The 18,123-nt window shown below is 73.4% G+C and carries 14 protein-coding genes; 2 read left to right on the forward strand and 12 right to left on the reverse strand.

Annotated elements, in window-relative coordinates:
* Positions 1–12: 12 nt before the first annotated feature.
* From dnaE to lspA, 5 genes are all read right to left on the reverse strand, one after another.
* Positions 13–3,582, reverse strand: a complete 3,570-nt coding sequence (gene dnaE, locus O2W14_RS05435) for a DNA polymerase III subunit alpha (RefSeq protein WP_269175059.1) — start codon at positions 3,580–3,582, stop codon at positions 13–15.
* 242 nt (positions 3,583–3,824) lie between these two features.
* Entirely contained in the window at positions 3,825–4,259 is a 435-nt protein-coding gene (locus tag O2W14_RS05440) for a GNAT family N-acetyltransferase (protein WP_269175060.1), read from the reverse strand.
* A gap of 26 nt (positions 4,260–4,285) precedes the next feature.
* On the reverse strand, positions 4,286–5,086 hold the full coding sequence (locus tag O2W14_RS05445; protein WP_269175061.1) for a CPBP family intramembrane glutamic endopeptidase: 801 nt from the start codon (positions 5,084–5,086) through the stop codon (positions 4,286–4,288).
* Positions 5,087–5,098: 12 nt separating this feature from the next.
* The gene (locus tag O2W14_RS05450) at positions 5,099–6,079 is read right to left on the reverse strand and encodes an RluA family pseudouridine synthase (protein ID WP_269175062.1); all 981 of its coding nucleotides are present in this window, start codon (positions 6,077–6,079) and stop codon (positions 5,099–5,101) included.
* 54 nt (positions 6,080–6,133) lie between these two features.
* On the reverse strand, positions 6,134–6,775 hold the full coding sequence (lspA, locus tag O2W14_RS05455) for a signal peptidase II (RefSeq protein ID WP_269175063.1): 642 nt from the start codon (positions 6,773–6,775) through the stop codon (positions 6,134–6,136).
* A gap of 274 nt (positions 6,776–7,049) precedes the next feature.
* On the opposite strand from lspA, the gene mqo reads away from it, so the two are divergent.
* Positions 7,050–8,534 (forward strand): malate dehydrogenase (quinone), encoded by a 1,485-nt coding sequence (mqo, locus tag O2W14_RS05460; RefSeq protein WP_269175064.1) that lies wholly within the window; start codon positions 7,050–7,052, stop codon positions 8,532–8,534.
* Positions 8,535–8,728: 194 nt separating this feature from the next.
* Here mqo and O2W14_RS05465 read toward each other — a convergent pair whose 3' ends face one another.
* Entirely contained in the window at positions 8,729–10,240 is a 1,512-nt protein-coding gene (locus O2W14_RS05465; protein WP_269175065.1) for a potassium/proton antiporter, read from the reverse strand.
* Between the two features lie 97 nt (positions 10,241–10,337).
* Between O2W14_RS05465 and ileS the strand changes: the two genes are divergently transcribed.
* Positions 10,338–13,499: an isoleucine--tRNA ligase gene (gene ileS / locus O2W14_RS05470; protein WP_269175066.1), complete on the forward strand. Its 3,162-nt coding sequence runs from the start codon at positions 10,338–10,340 to the stop codon at positions 13,497–13,499.
* A 7-nt stretch (positions 13,500–13,506) separates the two neighbouring features.
* Here the strand turns inward: ileS and O2W14_RS05475 are convergent, their stop codons facing one another.
* The 6 genes from O2W14_RS05475 to pgeF form a co-directional block, all read right to left on the reverse strand.
* Positions 13,507–14,271, reverse strand: coding sequence for a hypothetical protein (locus O2W14_RS05475; RefSeq protein WP_269175067.1), 765 nt, complete (start codon positions 14,269–14,271; stop codon positions 13,507–13,509).
* A 120-nt stretch (positions 14,272–14,391) separates the two neighbouring features.
* A complete protein-coding gene (locus O2W14_RS05480; protein ID WP_269175068.1) occupies positions 14,392–15,111 on the reverse strand; it encodes a DivIVA domain-containing protein in 720 nt (239 codons plus the stop codon).
* Positions 15,112–15,198: 87 nt separating this feature from the next.
* Entirely contained in the window at positions 15,199–15,483 is a 285-nt protein-coding gene (locus O2W14_RS05485; RefSeq protein WP_163610439.1) for a YggT family protein, read from the reverse strand.
* Positions 15,484–15,537: 54 nt separating this feature from the next.
* Positions 15,538–16,416 (reverse strand): cell division protein SepF, encoded by an 879-nt coding sequence (locus O2W14_RS05490; protein ID WP_269175069.1) that lies wholly within the window; start codon positions 16,414–16,416, stop codon positions 15,538–15,540.
* Positions 16,417–16,506: 90 nt separating this feature from the next.
* Positions 16,507–17,349 carry a YggS family pyridoxal phosphate-dependent enzyme gene (locus O2W14_RS05495; protein ID WP_269175070.1) on the reverse strand — a complete coding sequence of 281 codons (843 nt, stop codon included), beginning with the start codon at positions 17,347–17,349 and terminating at the stop codon, positions 16,507–16,509.
* Complete coding sequence (pgeF, locus tag O2W14_RS05500) at positions 17,349–18,080, reverse strand: peptidoglycan editing factor PgeF (RefSeq protein ID WP_269175071.1); 732 nt, start codon at positions 18,078–18,080, stop codon at positions 17,349–17,351. The genes O2W14_RS05495 and pgeF overlap by 1 nt, the downstream gene beginning before the upstream one ends.
* Between the last annotated feature and the right edge of the window lie 43 nt (positions 18,081–18,123).

An 18,123-nucleotide genomic window follows, 5' to 3' on the forward strand; every position in this document is an offset into this window, starting at 1 on the left:
GGGCCGCGCCGCCTACAGGAGGGCGACGCTGGTGGGGCCCAGGAGCGCCTTGATGTCGCCCATCAGCGCGGTGCTGGGTCGCACGCGGAGGCCCTGGTCCAGCCGCAGCACGGTCTCCCGCCCGCCGTTGAGCAGCTTCAACTGCACCTCGGTCGTGCCCGGGTGGCTGCCGAGCACCTCGCGCAGCCGTTCGACCACCGGCGGCGTGCAGCGGGCCGCGGGCATGGAGACCAGCACCGGGCCCCGGGGGCCCTCAGTGATCTCCGGGATGGTCACCTCGGCGGCGAACAGCGACGGGGTGTCGTCGCGGCGGCTGATCCGGCCCTTGACCACGACGATCTGGTCGCGGACCACCTTGTCCGACACCTGCGCCCAGGTCTTGGGGAAGAACAGCACCTCCAGCCCGGCCTCGAGGTCCTCCAGCGTGGCGATCGCCCAGGGCGCGCCCTGCTTGTTGGTACGCGGGCCGACCGCGGTGAGGATGCCGGCGATGGTGACGTTGGCGCCGTCCTCCACCCCGCCGGAGATGATCTCGGCCAGCGAGGTGTCGGCGTGCGAGGTGAGCACGTGCTCGACGCCGTGCAGCGGGTGGTCGGAGACGTAGAGGCCGAGCATGTCGCGCTCGAAGACCAGCTTCTCCGACTTCGACCAGTCCGCGGTCGGGATCGGGATGTCCAGCGCGGCGCTCAGCGGGTCACCGAGCTCACCGCCGCCGTCCTCGCCGAAGCTGCCGAACAGGTCGAACTGCCCCTCGGCCTCCTTGCGCTTGAGGCTCATCGCGGAGTCGACGGCCTGGGCGTGGATCGCGGCGATGCCCTGACGGGAGTGGCCCAGGGAGTCGAAGCCGCCGGCCTTGGCCAGGGACTCGATGACCTTCTTGTTGCAGGCCACCGTGTCGATCTTGCGCATGAAGTCGGCGAAGTCCTTGAACGCGCCCTTCTCCTCGCGCGCCCGCACGATCGAGTCGACGACGTTGTGCCCGACGTTGCGCACCGAGGCCAGGCCGAAGCGGATGTCGTTGCCGACGGCGGTGAAGTCCCAGGAGGACTCGTTGACGTCCGGCGGGAGCACCTTGATGCCCATCCGGCGGCACTCGGCCAGGTAGACCGGCCGGCGCTCCTTGTCGTCGCCCACGCTGGTCAGCAGCCCGGCCATGTACTCGGCCGGGTAGTTGGCCTTGAGGTAGGCCGTCCAGTAGGAGATCAGGCCGTAGGCCGCCGAGTGCGCCTTGTTGAAGGCGTAGTCGGCGAAGGGCACCAGGATGTCCCACAGCGTCTTGACCGCCGCGGCGGAGTAGCCGTTGGCCTTCATCCCGGCCTCGAAGCCGACGTACTCGGCGTCCAGGACGGACTTCTTCTTCTTGCCCATCGCGCGGCGCAGCAGGTCGGCCTTGCCGAGGGAGTACCCGGCGACCTTCTGCGCGATCGACATGACCTGCTCCTGGTACACGATCAGGCCGTAGGTGCCGCCCAGGATCTCCGCGAGCGGCTCGGCCAGCTCCGGGTGGATCGGGGTGATCTCCTGCTGGCCGTTCTTGCGCAGCGCGTAGTTGGTGTGCGAGTTCGCACCCATGGGGCCCGGCCGGTAGAGGGCGCCGACGGCCGAGATGTCCTCGAAGTTGTCGGGGCGCATCAGCCGCAGCAGCGAGCGCATCGGGCCGCCGTCGAACTGGAAGACCCCGAGGGTGTCGCCGCGCGAGAGCAGGGCGTAGGTCGCCGGGTCGGTGAGGTCCTTGCTGATCTCGTCGAGGTCGACCGGGTCCTTGCCGTTGATGACGATGTTGCGCAGCGCGTCGTCGAGGACGGTGAGGTTGCGCAGGCCCAGGAAGTCCATCTTGAGCAGGCCGAGCGTCTCGCAGGTCGGGTAGTCGAACTGCGTGATGATCGCGCCGTCGGCCTCGCGCCGCATGATCGGGATGCTGTCGATCAGCGGGTACCGGCCGATGATGACGCCGGCGGCGTGCACGCCCCACTGCCGCTTCAGGCCCTCGAGCTTGCGCGCCTGGTCGACGACCTCGGCGGCACCGGGGTCGGACTCGTAGCGGGCCCGGAACTCGGTGGCCTCCTTGTAGCGGTCGTGCTTGGGGTCGAAGATCCCCGACAGCGGGATGTCCTTGCCCATCACGCCCGGGGGCATGAGCTTGGTCAGCTCGTCACCAACGGAGTAGGGCCGGTCCAGCACCCGGGCGGCGTCCTTGATCGCGGCCTTGGCCTTGATCGTGCCGTAGGTGACGATCTGGCTGACCCGCTCCTCGCCGTACTTCTGCGAGACGTACTGGATGACCTCGCCGCGGCGGCGGTCGTCGAAGTCGATGTCGACGTCGGGCATGGAGACGCGCTCGGGGTTGAGGAACCGCTCGAAGAACAGCCCGTGCGCCAGCGGGTCGAGGTCGGTGATGCCCATGGCGTAGGCGGCCATGGAGCCGGCGGCCGAGCCGCGGCCGGGGCCGACGCGGATGCCGTTGTCCTTGGCCCAGTTGATGAAGTCGGCGACCACGAGGAAGTACCCCGGGAAGCCCATCTGGGCGATGATCCCGGTCTCGTAGTCGGCCTGCTTGCGCACCGCGTCGGGGATGCCGTTGGGGTAGCGCTTGTGCAGCCCGGCCTCGACCTCCTTGATGAACCAGGAGGTCTCGTCCTCCCCCTCGGGCAGGGGGAAGCGGGGCATGAGGTCGGCGCCCTCGGTGAACTGGACCTCGCACTGCTCGGCGATGACGAGGGTGTTGTCGCAGGCCTCGGGCAGGTCGGCGAACAGCGCGCGCATCTCGGCCGAGGACTTCAGGTAGTAGCCGTCGCCGTTGAACTTGAAGCGGTTGGGCTCGTTGAGCCGCGACCCGGTCTGGATGCACAGCAGGGCGTCGTGGGCCTGCGCGTCCTCGCGGTGGGTGTAGTGCAGGTCGTTGGTGGCCAGCAGCGGGATGCCCAGGTCCTTGGCGATCTTGAGCAGGTCGGCCCGGGTCCGCTTCTCGATGTTCAGGCCGTGGTCCATGACCTCGGCGTAGAAGTTCTCACGCCCGAAGATGTCCTGGAAGTCGGCAGCGGCGGCACGGGCCTTGTCGTACTTGCCGGCGCGCAGCCACATGTTCACCTCGCCCGACGGGCAGCCGGTGGTGGCGATCAGGCCCTTGCCGTGCTTCTCGAGCAGGTCGCGGTCGAAGCGGGGCTTGCGGTACTGGCCCTCGAGGCTGGCCATCGAGGAGATGCGGAACAGGTTGTGCATGCCCTCGGTGGTGCGGGCCAGCATCGTCATGTGCGTGTAGGCGGCCTTGCCGCGGTTGTTGCCGCCGTCGCCCTCTTCGTCGATGAGCTTGTCGCCGAAGTCGAACGGTGCGCGGTCGAAGCGCGAGCCGGGCGTGTAGTAGCCCTCCATGCCGATGATCGGCTTGACCCCGGCGGCGTTGGCCTGCTTGTAGAAGTCGTACGCGCCGAACACGTTGCCGTGGTCGGTCATCGCCAGCGCCGGCATGCCCTCCGCGGCCGCCGCCTTGGTCACCTCACCCAGCTTCGCCGCCCCGTCGAGCATCGAGTACTCGGTGTGCACGTGCAGGTGTGCGAACGAGTCGGACGAGGGGGTGCTGCTCACGGTGGGTGGTGCTCCTCACGGTCGTGCGGCCGCCTGGCCACCGGTGGGTGGTCAGGGGCGGCGGGTCGTTCTCAGGTGACCGGCGGGGAAGGCCGTTCGGTGCTGTCCCGATGGTGTGCGGACGCGAGGTCGGCACCTGTCGATCCTCGCACCTGATCAGTCCTACGCCGAGGGTCCGACAGGACGTGTCTCCGCGATCCGGACCACTCCGTCACGCCCGGCCCGGGCGCCCCTGCGCACGGTCACCGGAGCTCCTTGCGCATCGTCACGTGGACGATGCCGGCCTCCTCGTACTCCTCCCCCACGACCGCGTAGCCGGCGCGGTCGTAGAAGCCCCGGGCGGTCACCTGGGCGTGCAGCTTCACCGCCCGCTGCCCCCGGGCGGCGGCCTCGGCCTCCAGCACGGCGAGCACCGCCGACCCGTGCCCGCGCCCCCGGACGGCGGCGTCGGCGGCCATCCGGCCCACGACCGCCCGGCCCGGCCCGGCGGCGTCGGGCAGCAGCCTGCCGGTGGCGACCACGCGGCCGGCGTCGTCCCGGCTCAGGGCGTGGACGGCGGTCGCGTCCCGGTCGTCGAGCTCCAGCTCGGCGGGCACGCCCTGCTCGACGACGAAGACCCGCTGCCGCAGCGCGGAGACCTCCGGCCAGTCGGCGGGCGTGGCCAGGCGTGCGTCCACGGGGCGTGCACCTCCGGGGTGTGCGCTCACCGGACCGGCACCACCGAGGCGGCCGGCAGCGCGGTCGAGGGCACCAGCAGGAAGCGCAGGTCGATGGCGGCGTGCAGCAACACCGGCAGCAGCAGCGACCCGGTGGACAGGTAGACCCCGGCCAGCAGCGAACCCAGCACGCCGGTGGTCACGACCCCGGTCAGCCCCTGGTAGGCGTGCGCCAGCCCGAAGGCGACGCCGGCGACCACCACGAGGGCGAGCGCGGGCAGCCCCGGGGCCAGGGCGGCGACCACGGCCAGCAGGAAACCGCGGTACAGCCACTCCTCGCACACCCCGGCGGTGACCCCGACGAGGGCGAACAGCCGGCGCTCCCCCGGGCTGCGCGGCAGCAGCGCCAGCGCCGCGTGCCCCGGTGCCTCGGCGTGCCGGGCGTCGCCGGGCCGGGTGCGGCGCAGCACCTCCGGTGGCGGCCCCGCCAGTGCCCCCGACCGCAGCGCCCGGACCGACAGCGCCGCCAGCACGACCAGCGCGACGACCACCACCGAGGCCAACGGGCCCGGCCAGCGGCCCGGCAGGTGCAGACCCACCTGCGCCGCGCCGACGCCCGGCGCGGCCAGCCAGACCACCAGCGTCACCGCCGCCAGGCCCCACTCCAGGACCAGCAGCCGCTGGTAGAACGACCGCCGCGCGGCCGGGTCGGAGCGCAGCCGGCCCTCGAAGCGGCGGTGCAGCACGTACCCGACGAACGGCTCACCGACCACCAGGTAGACGGCGATGATCGCCGCCGCCAGCTGCGCCGGACCGAAGTCGGCGAAGGTCAGGTCGGGGCCGGTCACGAGGGGCGCGGCTCAGTTCTCGGCGCGCAGCACGGCCAGGGCACCGGCCAGGTCGGCCGGGTAGTCGCTGTGGAACTCCACCCAGCGGCCGTCGGCCGGGTGCGCGAAGCCCAGCCGGACGGCGTGCAGCCACTGCCGGGTCATGCCCAGCCGGGCCGCCAGCGTCGGGTCGGCGCCGTAGGTCAGGTCGCCCACGCACGGGTGGCGCAGCGCGGAGAAGTGCACCCGGATCTGGTGGGTGCGCCCGGTCTCCAGGTGGACGTCGACCAGGCTGGCCGAGGGGAAGGCCTCGACGACCTCGTAGTGGGTGACCGACGGGCGGCCGCCGCTGACGACCGCGAAGCGCCAGTCGTGCTTGGGGTGCCGGTCGATGGGTGCGTCGATGGTGCCCTTGGACGGGTCGGGGTGGCCCTGCACCAGGGCGTGGTAGCCCTTGTCGACGGTGCGCTCCTTGAACGCGGCCTTGAGCAGCGTGTAGGCGCGCTCGCTCTTGGCGACCACCATCAGCCCGGTGGTGGCGGCGTCCAGCCGGTGCACGATGCCCTGCCGCTCGGCCGCGCCGCTGGTGGAGATCCGGTAGCCGGCCGCGGCCAGCCCGCCGGTGACGGTGGGGCCGGTCCAGCCGGGGCTGCCGTGCGCGGCGACGCCCACCGGCTTGTCGATCACCACCACGTCGTCGTCGTCGTACACGACGGTCATCCCGGACACCGGCTGCGGCGGGGCGGACTCGCCCGGGGGCGGGGGCAGCTCCACCTCCAGCCAGCTGCCACCGGTCAGCCGGTCGCCCTTGCCGCGCGGCCTGCCGTCGACGACCACCACCCCGGCGTCGGCCAGGTCGGCGGCGACCCCGCGGCTGATGCCGAACATCCGGGCCAGCGCCTGGTCGACGCGCTGGCCCTCGAGGCCGTCGGGCACCGGCACCGAGCGCAGCTCACCGCGCCGTACACCGGTGGCGGGCCCGTCGGGAGGGGTCGGGCCGGGACTGCTGGTCACCGGTCCATTGTGACGGGTGGGGCCGACGGGACGACGCCGCCGGGCCGAGCCGGCCTAGTCGGCGGCGGTCCCGGCGTCCCGGTCGGTGTCCCGGGCGGCCTTCGCAGCCGCCTCCTTGTCCTTCGTCCGGCTGCCGTCGAACTCGATGCCGCGGAAGGCCAGCAGCGCACCGAGCACGCCGCCGCAGACGATCGCGGAGTCGGCCACGTTGAAGATCGGGTAGTGCTCGCCGTTCGGCCCGAACACCGAGATCCAGTCGACGACGCCGCCGCGCAGGAACCCGGGGTCGCGGAACAGCCGGTCGACCAGGTTGCCCACCGCACCGCCCAGGACCAGCCCCAGTGCGACCGCCCAGCCCGTCGAGAACAACCGCCGGGCGCTGCGGATGATGACCGCCGCCACGACCAGCGCGATGAGGGTGAACACCACGGTGGCGCCCTCGGCGAAGGCGAAGGCCGCACCCGTGTTGCGCGCCTGGGTCAGGTAGACCGCCCCGCCCAGGGTGCGGATGTTCTCGCCGCGGTCGATGGTCGCGACGACCGCCAGCTTGGTGGCCAGGTCGAGGGCGAACACGACCAGCGCCAGGCCCAGCAGCAGCCGGGCCCGCGAGCGGCGCCGCGGCGCGGGGGTGGCGCCGTCGCCGTCGCCGGACGGCGGGGTCGCCGGCCCGGAGGTGGGGTGGGACTGCTCGGACACCGCGCCGTCCTCCTGTCCGCGACCCGGGCGGCCACGTCGGCGACGACGATAGCGGCGGGTCCCGCGGAGGCCGTCTGCCACGCTGGTGCCCCGTCGTCCGGCCGTGTCGTGCGGCCGTGCTGCGGGTGCAGGTGACCGGAGCGCACCCTCGACGGTGGCCCGGTGTGAGACAGGTCATCCCCCTACTTCGGGGAGACTGACCGGCCGGGGCGGTGCAGCTCCCCGACTGGGGCGACGATGGACGCCGAAGACACTCGATGCACGGAGGCACAACGTGACCAGCGACGCTCACAACCCCGACGTCGTCCTCGTCGGCGGCGGCATCATGAGCGCCACCCTCGCCGCCCTGCTGGGCATCGTCGCCCCGGACTGGACCGTCCAGGTCTTCGAGTCCGGCGCCGAGGTGGCCGGGGAGAGCTCCGGGCCGTGGAACAACGCCGGCACCGGGCACTCGGCGCTGTGCGAGCTCAACTACACCCCGGCCCGCCCCGACGGCACCGTCGACCCGACCAAGGCCGTCGGCATCAACGAGCAGTTCCAGGTCTCGCGGCAGTTCTGGTCGCACCTGGTGCGCAGCGGGCTCACCGACTCGCCGAAGTCCTTCATCACCTCGGTGCCGCACATCAGCTTCGTCACCGGCCCCGACGGCCACCGCTACATGCGCAACCGGTACGACGCGCTGGCCCCGCAGCCGCTGTTCGCCGGCCTGGAGTACACCGACTCCCCCGGCGAGCTCACCGACTGGGTCCCGCTGATGATGGACCGCCGCGACCCCACCGAGGTCGTCGCCGCCACCCGCTCGCTGGCCGGCACCGACGTCAACTTCGGCGCCCTCACCGGGCTGCTCGTCGACGCCGCCGTCACCCGCGGCGTCGAGCTGCACCTGCGGCACCGGGTCACCCGGGTGCGCCGGGAGACCGACGGCCGCTGGGCGACCACGGTCACCGACCTCGCCTCCGGCGCCAAGCGCACGGTGCGCAGCCGGTTCCTCTTCGTCGGGGCCGGCGGTGGCGCACTGCCGCTGCTGCAGGGCGCCGGCATCCCCGAGATCCGCGGCTTCGGCGGCTTCCCGGTGAGCGGTCAGTTCCTGCGCAGCCGCAACTCCGAGCTGGTCGCCCGCCACCAGGCGAAGGTCTACGGGCAGGCCAAGGTCGGCGCCCCGCCGATGTCGGTGCCGCACCTGGACCTGCGGCTCATCGACGGCGAGCAGTCGCTGCTGTTCGGCCCCTACGCCGGCTTCTCGCCCAAGTTCCTCAAGTCCGGCTCGATGTGGGACCTGCCCCGCTCGGTGCGCAGCGGCAACCTCGGCTCGATGCTGGGCGCGGGCATCGCCAACATCCCGCTGACGAAGTACCTCATCGGCCAGGTGCTGCAGTCGACCAGCTCGCGGTTCCGCGCGCTGGAGGAGTTCGTGCCCACCGCCGAGTCCGGCGACTGGGAGCTGATCACCGCCGGCCAGCGGGTCCAGGTCATCAAGCAGGACGCGACCACCGGCCGCGGCGTCCTCCAGTTCGGCACCGAGCTCATCGTCGGCGCCGAGGGCACCATCGCCGGCCTGCTGGGCGCCTCCCCCGGCGCCTCGACGGCCACCGCGGCGATGCTCACGCTGCTGGAGCGGGCCTTCCCCGACCGGATCGACGGCTGGCGCCCGCTGCTGCAGGAGGCCATCCCCTCCTACGGCCACCAGCTGTCGGAGAACCCGGACCTGCTGGCCGAGGTCCGCGCCGACACCACGAAGACGCTGGAGCTGCAGGGCTGAGGTGGCCCGGTCGCGCGGGCCGGAGGCTCGCCGACCGGGACACGGGACGTGCGACGAGGCGGGTGGTCGCGGTCCGGAGGACCGCTGAGTCCTGACGACGCGGGGGCCGGAGGCTCCCCGGCGGCAGGGCTCGAAGCGGCTCGGCACGGGCCGGGACGGCTCCTGGCGGCGGTGCGGCCCGGAGGGTCGCCCTCCTAGTCGGTCTCGCTGGGGGCGCCGTCCTCGCCGCGCCAGGTGGCGAGGCGGCCGCCGCGGCTGACCGCCCGCAACCTCCGCTCGGCCTCCAGCCGGGACCCGCGGGTGGTGACCAGCAGCGCCTGGTCCCCGCGCATCAGCCGGGTCGACCGGTCGGGCACGAACGGCTGCCCGCCCCGGACGACGAGCACCACCGAGGCGTTCTCGGGCAGCCGCAGCTCGGGCAGGTAGACGCCGTGCAGCCGGGAGGTCTCCGGCACCCGCAGTTGCATCAGCTCCGCACCCAGCTCGTCCAGCGGGGCGGACTCGACGTCGATGTCGGTCGGGGTGACCGGGGTGGCCAGGCGCAGCCAGCGGGCCACGGTGGGCAGCGACCAGCCCTGCACGAGCGTGAAGACCACGACGAGCACGAACACGGTGTCGAACACCCGCGTCGCGCCAGGCACCTGGGCGGCGACCGGGAAGGTCGCCAGCACGATCGGGACCGCACCCCGCAGGCCCGCCCAGGAGACGAACAGCTGCTGGGACGCCGGCATCCGGAACGGGGCCAGGCTCACCGCCACCGACAGCGGCCGGGCCAAAAGCAGCAGCACGCCACCGATCAACAGCGCCGGCAGCAGCGCCTCGGACAGCCGGGACGGCGAGACCAGCAGGCCCAGGAGCACGAACAGCCCGATCTGGGCGAGGGAGGCCAGGCCCTCGGCGAAGCCGATCGTGCCGGCGCGGTGCGGCAGTGCGGCGTTGCCCAGCACCAGCCCGCACAGGTAGACCGCCACGAACCCCGAGGTGTGCAGCAGGTCGGCGGAGGAGAAGGCCAGGACGCACAGCGCCACGGTGGCCAGCGGGTAGAAGCCGACCAGCGGCAGCGCGGCCCGGCGCAGCAGCCAGGCGCCGCCGAAGCCCAGCCCCACCCCGACCACCGCACCCCCGGCCAGCTCGCCGAGCACCTCGGCCAGCACCAGGTACCAGGGGTGGGCGTGCCCGCCGGTGAGCTGCTCGGACAGCGCCAGCACCAGCAGGATCACCGGGGCGTCGTTGAGGCCGGACTCCAGTTCCAGGGCGGCCACCATCCGCCGGGGCAGCGGCAGCCGGCGCAGCGTGGAGAAGACCGCAGCGGCGTCGGTGGAGGTCACCACCGCGCCCACCAGCAGGGCGAAGGGCCAGCTGTAGTCCAGCAGCCAGACCGCGACCACGGCGACCACCCCGATGCTGACCACGACCCCGAGGGTGGACAGCGCGATGCCCGGGCCGACCGCACGTCGGACGTCGGCCCAGCGGGTGGTGAGCCCGCCCTCGGCGAGGATCACCACGAGCGCGGCGACGCCGAGGGTCTGGGTGAGGGCGACGTCCTCGAACTCCACGCCCACGCCGCTCTCCCCCAGGGCGACGCCGAGGGCGAGGTAGAGCAGCAGCGAGGGCAGGCCGATCCGGTCGGCCAACCGCAGCGCGACGGCGGCGACGAGGACCACGAGCGCACCGACGGCCAGGGCGGCGGTGACCGTGGTGTTCATCGCCGGACCCCCATGGCGGGCAGTCTCCCGTACCGGCGTCTCCGGCAGATGACGGCGCTTGCGGAGGTGCCGTGACGGGTCGGGGATGATGGAGGGCGTGAGTGCACCCTCCGGCCCGTTCCAGGCCCTCCCGCCCCAGGTCGACCTGCCGGCCCTCGAGCACGAGGTGCTGGAGCAGTGGGCGACCGACAAGGTCTTCGCCCGCACGCTGGAGGGCGCCGCCGACCGCCCGCAGTGGGTGTTCTACGAGGGCCCGCCCACGGCCAACGGGCGGCCGGGCACGCACCACATCGAGGCGCGGGCGTTCAAGGACGTCTTCCCCCGGTTCAAGACCATGCAGGGCTACCACGTGCCCCGCCGGGCCGGCTGGGACTGCCACGGCCTGCCGGTGGAGATCGCCGTGGAGCAGGAGCTGGGCTTCGCCGGCAAGCCCGACATCGAGGCCTACGGCATCGCGGAGTTCAACGCCCGCTGCCGGGAGTCCGTCGAGCGGCACGTCGGCGCCTTCGCCGAGCTGACCGACCGGATGGGCTACTGGGTCGACATGTCGACCGCCTACCGGACGATGGACGCCAGCTACATCGAGAGCGTCTGGTGGTCGCTCAAGCAGGTCTTCGACAAGGGCCTGCTCGTCGAGTCCCACCGCGTCGCCCCCTACTGCCCGCGCTGCGGCACGGGCCTGTCCGACCACGAGGTCGCCCAGGGCTACGAGACCCTGGTCGACCCCTCGGTCTACGTGCGGATGCCGGTCACCACCGGTGAGTGGGCCGGCCAGGCCGACCTGCTGGTCTGGACGACGACCCCGTGGACGCTGCCGAGCAACACCGCAGTCGCCGTGCACCCCGACGTCACCTACGTCGTCGCCCGCCCGGCCGGGGACGACGCGGGCCGCCCGCTGGTCGTGGCCGAGCCGCTGCTGACCGCCGCACTCGGCGAGGGCGCCCAGGTGCTGGCCCGCACGACCGGCCGCGACTGGGAGCGCACCCACTACCAGCGCCCGTTCGAGCTCGTCGACTTCCCCGACGACGTGGAGACGCACTACGTCGTCCTGGCCGAGTACGTCACCACCGAGGACGGCACCGGGCTGGTGCACCAGTCGCCGGCCTTCGGCGCCGACGACTTCGCCGTGGGCCGCGCCTACGGCCTCCCCGTCGTCAACCCGATCGACCCGACCGGGCACTTCACCGCCGACGTCCCGCTGGTCGGGGGGCACTTCTTCAAGGCCGCCGACCCGACGCTGGTGCAGGACATGGTCGACCGCGGTGTGCTGTACCGGGAGATGCGCTACGAGCACAGCTACCCGCACTGCTGGCGGTGCCACACCCCGCTCATGTACTACGCGCAGCCCTCCTGGTACATCCGCACCAGCGAGATCAAGGGCCAGCTGCTGGCGCAGAACGAGCGCACCCACTGGTACCCGGAGAACATCAAGGAGGGTCGCTTCGGCGACTGGCTGAACAACAACGTCGACTGGGCGCTGTCCCGCGACCGGTACTGGGGCACGCCGCTGCCCATCTGGCGCAACGACGCAGACCCCTCGCGGATGGTCGTCGTCGGCTCGCTGGCCGAGCTGTCGGAGCTCACCGGCCGCGACCTGTCCGACCTGGACCCGCACCGGCCCTTCATCGACGACGTCACCTTCACCGTCGACGGCGAGGAGGGCACCTACCGCCGGGTCCGCCAGGTCATCGACGCCTGGTACGACTCCGGCTCGATGCCCTTCGCCCAGTGGGGCGCCCCGCACCGCAACAAGGCGGAGTTCGAGGCCGCCTACCCGGCGCAGTTCATCGCCGAGGCGATCGACCAGACCCGCGGCTGGTTCTACACGCTGATGGCCGTCGGCACGCTGGTGTTCGAGCAGAGCAGCTACGAGAACGTGCTGTGCCTGGGCCACATCCTGGCCGAGGACGGCCGGAAGATGAGCAAGCACCTGGGCAACATCCTCGAGCCCATGCCCCTGATGGACCGGCACGGCGCCGACGCCGTCCGCTGGTTCATGCTCGCCGGCGGCTCGCCGTGGTCGGCCCGCCGGGTCGGGCACGAGACGCTGTCCGAGGTCGTCCGCAAGGTCCTGCTGACCTACTGGAACACCGCCAGCTTCTTCACCCTCTACGCCGAGACCAACGGCTGGGACCCCGCGGCCACCCCGGCTCCCCCGCGGGCGGAGCGCCCGCTGCTGGACCGCTGGGCGCTGGCCGAGCTCGCCTCGGTCACCGACGGGGTCACCCGCGCGCTGGAGGACTTCGACACCCAGACCGCCGGTCGGCTGATCGCCGAGTTCGTCGACGACCTGTCCAACTGGTACGTCCGGCGCAGCCGTCGCCGCTTCTGGGACGGCGACCCGGCCGCGCTGGGCACCCTGCACGAGGTGCTCGACGGCCTGACCCGGCTGATGGCGCCGTTCACCCCGTTCGTCACCGAGCGGGTGTGGCGCACCGTCGTCGCCCCCGGCCTGCCCGACGCCGTCGACTCGGTGCACCTGGCGACCTGGCCGACCGTGGACGCCGAGGCCCGCGACGACGCCCTGGTCGAGCAGATGACGCTGGTGCGCCGGCTGGTCGAGCTGGGCCGCTCGGCCCGGACGTCGGCCAAGTCGCGCACCCGGCAGCCGCTGGCCCGCGCCCTCGTCGCCGCCCCGGGGTGGTCGCAGCTCCCCCGTGACCTGGTCGCCGAGGTGGCCGACGAGCTGAACGTCGCCGAGCTGACCGAGCTCGCCGCGGTGGGCAGCTCGCTGGTCGACGTCTCGGTCAAGGTCGACTTCCGGGCGGTGGGCCGCCGGCTGGGCAAGCAGGTGCAGGCCGTCGCGGCGGCCGTGGCCGCCACCGACGCGGCCGGGCTGGTGGCCGACTACCGCGCGGGGACGGCGACGGTGCCCGTCGACGGCACCGACGTCCCGCTGGTCGAGGGCGACCTGATCGTCACCGAGACCCCGCGCGAGGGCTGGACCGTGGCCTCGGCCGGCGGGCTCACCGTCGCACTGGACCTGACCCTCACCCCGGAGCTGGAGCGCGCCGGGCTGGTGCGGGAGGTGGTCCGGCTGGTGCAGGAGGCCCGCAAGACCACCGGCCTGGCGGTCAGCGACCGGATCGAGCTGTGGTGGACCGGGGAGGACGCCGCGGCCCGGGCGCTGACCGAGCACGGCGAGCAGGTGGCCGCCGAGGTGCTCGCGACGTCGGTGCACGCGCAGACCGCCGGCGACGGCGAGGGCCTCGAGGGCCCGGCCGGTTCCCGCATCTGGATCACCCGGGCGACGGCCTGACTGCTGGTCACACCGAGCGGCGGGCGCGCTCCCGGGCGGCGAACAGCCGGATCGGCCCGCAGGTGCTGCAGGGGGTGAACCCGTCCGCTCGTGCCTCGCTGATCGGCAGCGCGACCGCCTGGTGACCGAGCAGGTACGGGCAGCGCTCGAGGTGGTACCGCGGGTGCCGGTCGACGACCATCACCTCGTCGGTCAGGTCGAGCACCAGCAGCAGGTCCGTCATGTCGACGTCCTCGGCCGGGGGCTCGCGGTCGGCGGCCCGGGACGGTGCGATCGGCGATGCGCGGCCCGGGAACGCCTCGACACGTGGGGCGGCGGGGCCGTCGGGAGCTGCGTGGGACGAGCTGGTCGGTGCTCGCCCGTCGACCGGCCTGGTGCCGGTGTACCGGATGTCGGCGCCGGTGAGGTCGCCGAGGTCCTCGGTGCGGGGCCTGCGCCCCCTCCCGTAGACGTCCGGCGAGCTGGGCGGCACGGGCGGCGGTGACACCCGCCGTACCGACAGGTCGTCGTCCAGGACCGACCTGAGCGGTGCGGCTGCCGGGCCGCCGGGCCTGACGGTGGAGGTCGGCCCCCTCCCGGTGCCCGCCACCGGTGACCGCGCTCCGTCGTCCGTTCCGGCACGGCGCCGGCCCAGCTCGCCGGCGACCAGCACCCCCACGGCGAGGACGCTCGCGATGAACGCCACCCAGGTGAGTTCCGTCGACTCCCGCAGGAGACCGGTGACGAGCGCCCCCAGGGCGATGAAGACGAGGACAGCCGCCGTCGAGGACATCCTCCGGATGCTAGTGGCGCCGTTCGGGTCGAGTCGGCCCGAGGAACAGCACGACCCCCCCGGTCGAGGTCCGGAGGGGTCGTGCTGGGTCTCACCGTGCGCGCACGGCGAGCACCCGGATCAGGCGCTGACGTGCTGGTTCTGCCGGTTGTTCGAGGCGGGCTCGGCGGAGCCGCGGCTGTCGAGGTCGCGCAGGTGGGACTCGAGGTAGGAACGCAGCCGGGTGCGGTACTCGCGCTCGAAGGTGCGCAGCTCGTCGACCTTGCGCTCCAGGCTCGCCCGCTTCTCCTCCAGCGAGCCCATGGCCTCGACGTGCTTGCGCTCGGCGTCCTGGGCGAGGGCGGTGGCCTTGGCGCGGGCCTCGCGCTCCATCGTGTCGGCGCGGGTCCGGGCGTCGCCGAGCATGGCGTCGGCGCGGTTCTTGGCCTCGCCGACCATCTGCTCGCTCTTGGTGCGGGCCTCGCTCATCATGCGGTCACTGGAGCTCTTGGCGCTGCCGACCATCTGGTCGGCCTGGGCCTTGGCCTCGTTGACGTGCCGCTCGGCGGTCTCGGTGGCCAGCGCGAGCATGCGGGTGGCGCGGATGCTCTCGTCCTCGCGGACCTGCGGCGTGGTCTGGGCCGGCGGGGGCGGCGGGGCGGCCACCGTCATCGGCGCGGACTCGGGGCGCTCGGTGCGCGAGCCGGAGCTGCGCAGGTCGTTGTTCTCCTCGATGAGGCGGGCCAGCTCCGCCTCGACCACGTCCAGGAAGGCGTCGACCTCGTCCTCGTCGTAACCGCGCTTGCCGATCGGCGGCTTCTTGAAGACGACGTTGTGCACGTCGGCGGGAGTCAGTGGCATGCGGCTCACCTCAGGTGGGACGGAGGAACGGGGACGGACCTAGACCGGCGGCGACCCGCACGGGGTCCCCAGTCCGCTCCGGGTGGATCAGAGCGAGAGCGCCAGGTTGCGCAGCAGGACCACGGCGATCAGGAGCACCATAAACCCCAGGTCCAGCCTGATCGAGCCCAGGTTCAACGGCGGGATGACCTTCCGAACGGCCTTCAACGGCGGGTCGGTGGTGGAGTAGACGACCTCGAGACCGGCGGCGACGAGACCCTGCGGGCGCCAGCTGCGCGCGAGCACCATCACCCAGTCCACGACGAACCGGGCGAACAGCAGGATCAGGAAGACGAGCAGGACCGAGGCGACGATGTCCAGCAGTACGTTCACGGTCCTCGTTCGTTGAAGGGCACGTCGTGCGCGGTGGACGGGACGTGCGGCGGATCAGGGCTGCTGGAAGAACCCGCCCTCACGGATGCGGGCCTTGTCCTCAGCCGTCACGTCCACGTCCTGCGGGCTGAGCAGGAAGACCTTGGCCGTGACGCGCTCGATACTACCGTGCAGACCGAACGTCAGACCGATGGCGAAGTCCACCAGGCGCTTCGCGTCGGCGTGCTCCATCTCGGTCAGGTTCATGATCACCGGCATGCCGTCGCGGAACCGCTCACCGATGGTGCGCGCCTCGTTGTAGTCCTTGGGGTGCACCGTGGTGATGCGGTAGTTCGGCGTCGCCTTGGGCGCCGGGGCCGGGGCCGGGGTGGGCTCCGGCACGGCCTGCACCGCCAGCGGCTCGCTCACCGCGAGGCCCGCCGAGCCGGACACGCCCCCGCCGATGCGGCTGCGCGCGGGGCTGCCGGAGCCGCCCGCACCGATGCCGGACCCGCCGACCAGCCGCGCGGAGGTGCTGCCCAGGGTCGGGGCCGGCGCCGGGGCCAGGCCCAGGGTGCGCGGCGCCGGGCTGCGGCGGCCCAGGGAGACCTCGGGCTCGGGCGCGCGCTCGGGGCCGCGGTCGTCGAACCGGTCGCCGGCGTAGTGGTCGGTGGTGTGGTCGGCGTCGTAGCCCGGCGCGCCGTAGCCCGAGGCGCCGTAGCCGGCCTCACCGAACTGGCCGGCGCCGTAGCGGCTCTCGGCCACCGCGGGCTCCGGCTCGCCGTAGGCGTCGTCGTGGTCGGCGGCGTAGCGGTCGTAGCCGCCCCGGTCGTACCCGCGCTCGTCACGCTCGTAGTCGCCCTGCCGCGACGCGTAGCGGTCGTAGCCGCCCCGGGTGTCGTCGTCCTCGACGAGGCCGAGGTAGACCCCCATCTTTCGCATGGCTCCGGCCATCGGACGTCTCCTCAGTTCTCGTCGGCGCCGGCGGCTCGCGCTGGCCGGGCGGGTCGTGCGGATCGGTGGTGCGGGTGGTGCTGGTGTGACTCAGGACCGCGCAGTGGTGCCGGGCGGGTCCTCCGCATCGGAGGCTAGGGGCCGGGCGCCGAACAACGCGGTACCGACACGCACCACAGTGGCACCAGCGGTCACAGCAGCCTCCAGGTCGCCGCTCATGCCTGCCGATGTCTCCGAGGCACCAGGGTGGTCGGCCCGCACCCGCGCGGCGAGCGCGGCCAGCCGCTGGAACGCCGGCGCCGGGTCACCGCCCCGCGGGGCCACCGCCATCAGACCGCGCAGGCGCAGCCCGGCGGCCGCAGCGACGGCGTCGGCCAGCCGGGGGACGTCCTCGGGCGGGGCGCCGCCCCGCTCCCCCAGCTCCCCCTCGGGCCCGCCGAGGTCGACCTGGACCAGGACGTCGACGACGCGCTCCTGGGTGTCCGCGGCCCGGGCCAGGGCCGTGACCAGCTGCTCGCGGTCGACCGAGTGCACGGTGGCCCCCAGCCGGACGACGGCGGCGGCCTTGTTGCGCTGGAGCTGGCCGACCAGGTGCCACCGCAGGGCGGGGACCGCCGGGTCCTCGGCCAGCGCGGCCGCCTTGCCCGACAGCTCCTGCACCCGGTTCTCGGCGAAGTCGAGCTGGCCGAGGGCGGCGAGGACCGCCACGGCCTCGGCGGGGTGGGTCTTGCTGACCGCGAGCAGGGCCACCGTGGCCGGGTCCCGGCCGGCGGCGCGGGCCGCGGCGTCGATCCGCTCCCGCACCGCCCGCAGGTTCGCGGTCAGCCGTTCGACGAGCTCGGCCCCGGCACCGCTCGACGACTCGTCCCGGCCGCCTCGCAGGGGCTCGCCGCGAGCGTGGGAGAGGTCGGCGGAGAGGGGGTCCTCCGTCATCAGCCGAGCCAGACGACGCCGGCCTGACGACCGGTCACACCGTCCCGTCGGTGGCTGAACAGCCGCGGGTCCTCGACGGTGCACCGCGGGTCGTGCACGACCTGGCGGACGCCGGCGCCGCGCAGCACCTCGGCCAGACCCGCCCGCAGGTCGAGCCCGGGCGTGCCCTGCCGGGTGCGCACCGCGCTGGCCGGGGCCACCCGGGCGACCTCGGCCTGCATGGCCGCGGGCACCTCGTAGTCCAGTCCGCAGACCGCCGGGCCCAGCAGCGCCTCGACGTCGGCCGGGCGGGCACCCAGCCGGGTCATCGCCGCCAGCGCCGCCGGGACGACACCGCGCCGGACGCCCTCGCGCCCGGCGTGCACCGCCGCGACCACCCCGGCGACCGGGTCGGCCAGCAGGACCGGCACGCAGTCGGCGACCAGCACGCAGAGCACCAGGCCCGGCGTCGCGGTCACCAGCGCGTCGACGTCGGCGACCGGGTTCTCCTCGGCGTCCTCGACGATGGCGACCCCGGTGCCGTGCACCTGGGTCATCCAGACGACCTGCTCGCCGGGCACGCCCAGCTCACCGGCCAGCCGCGCACGGTTGGCCGCGACGTCGGCCGGGTCGTCCCCGACGTGGACGCCGAGGTTGAAGGAGTCGTAGGGGGCAGTGGAACGGCCGCCCCGGCGGTCGGTGACGACCCGTCGGGGTCGCACCGCCGTCGGGACGGCCGGTCCGGAGCTCACACGGCCCCCGTGCAGGGACCCGCTGCGAGCTTGCGAGTAGTGG

This window comes from Modestobacter sp. VKM Ac-2986, assembly GCF_026967795.1.
GTDB lineage: Bacteria > Actinomycetota > Actinomycetes > Mycobacteriales > Geodermatophilaceae > Modestobacter.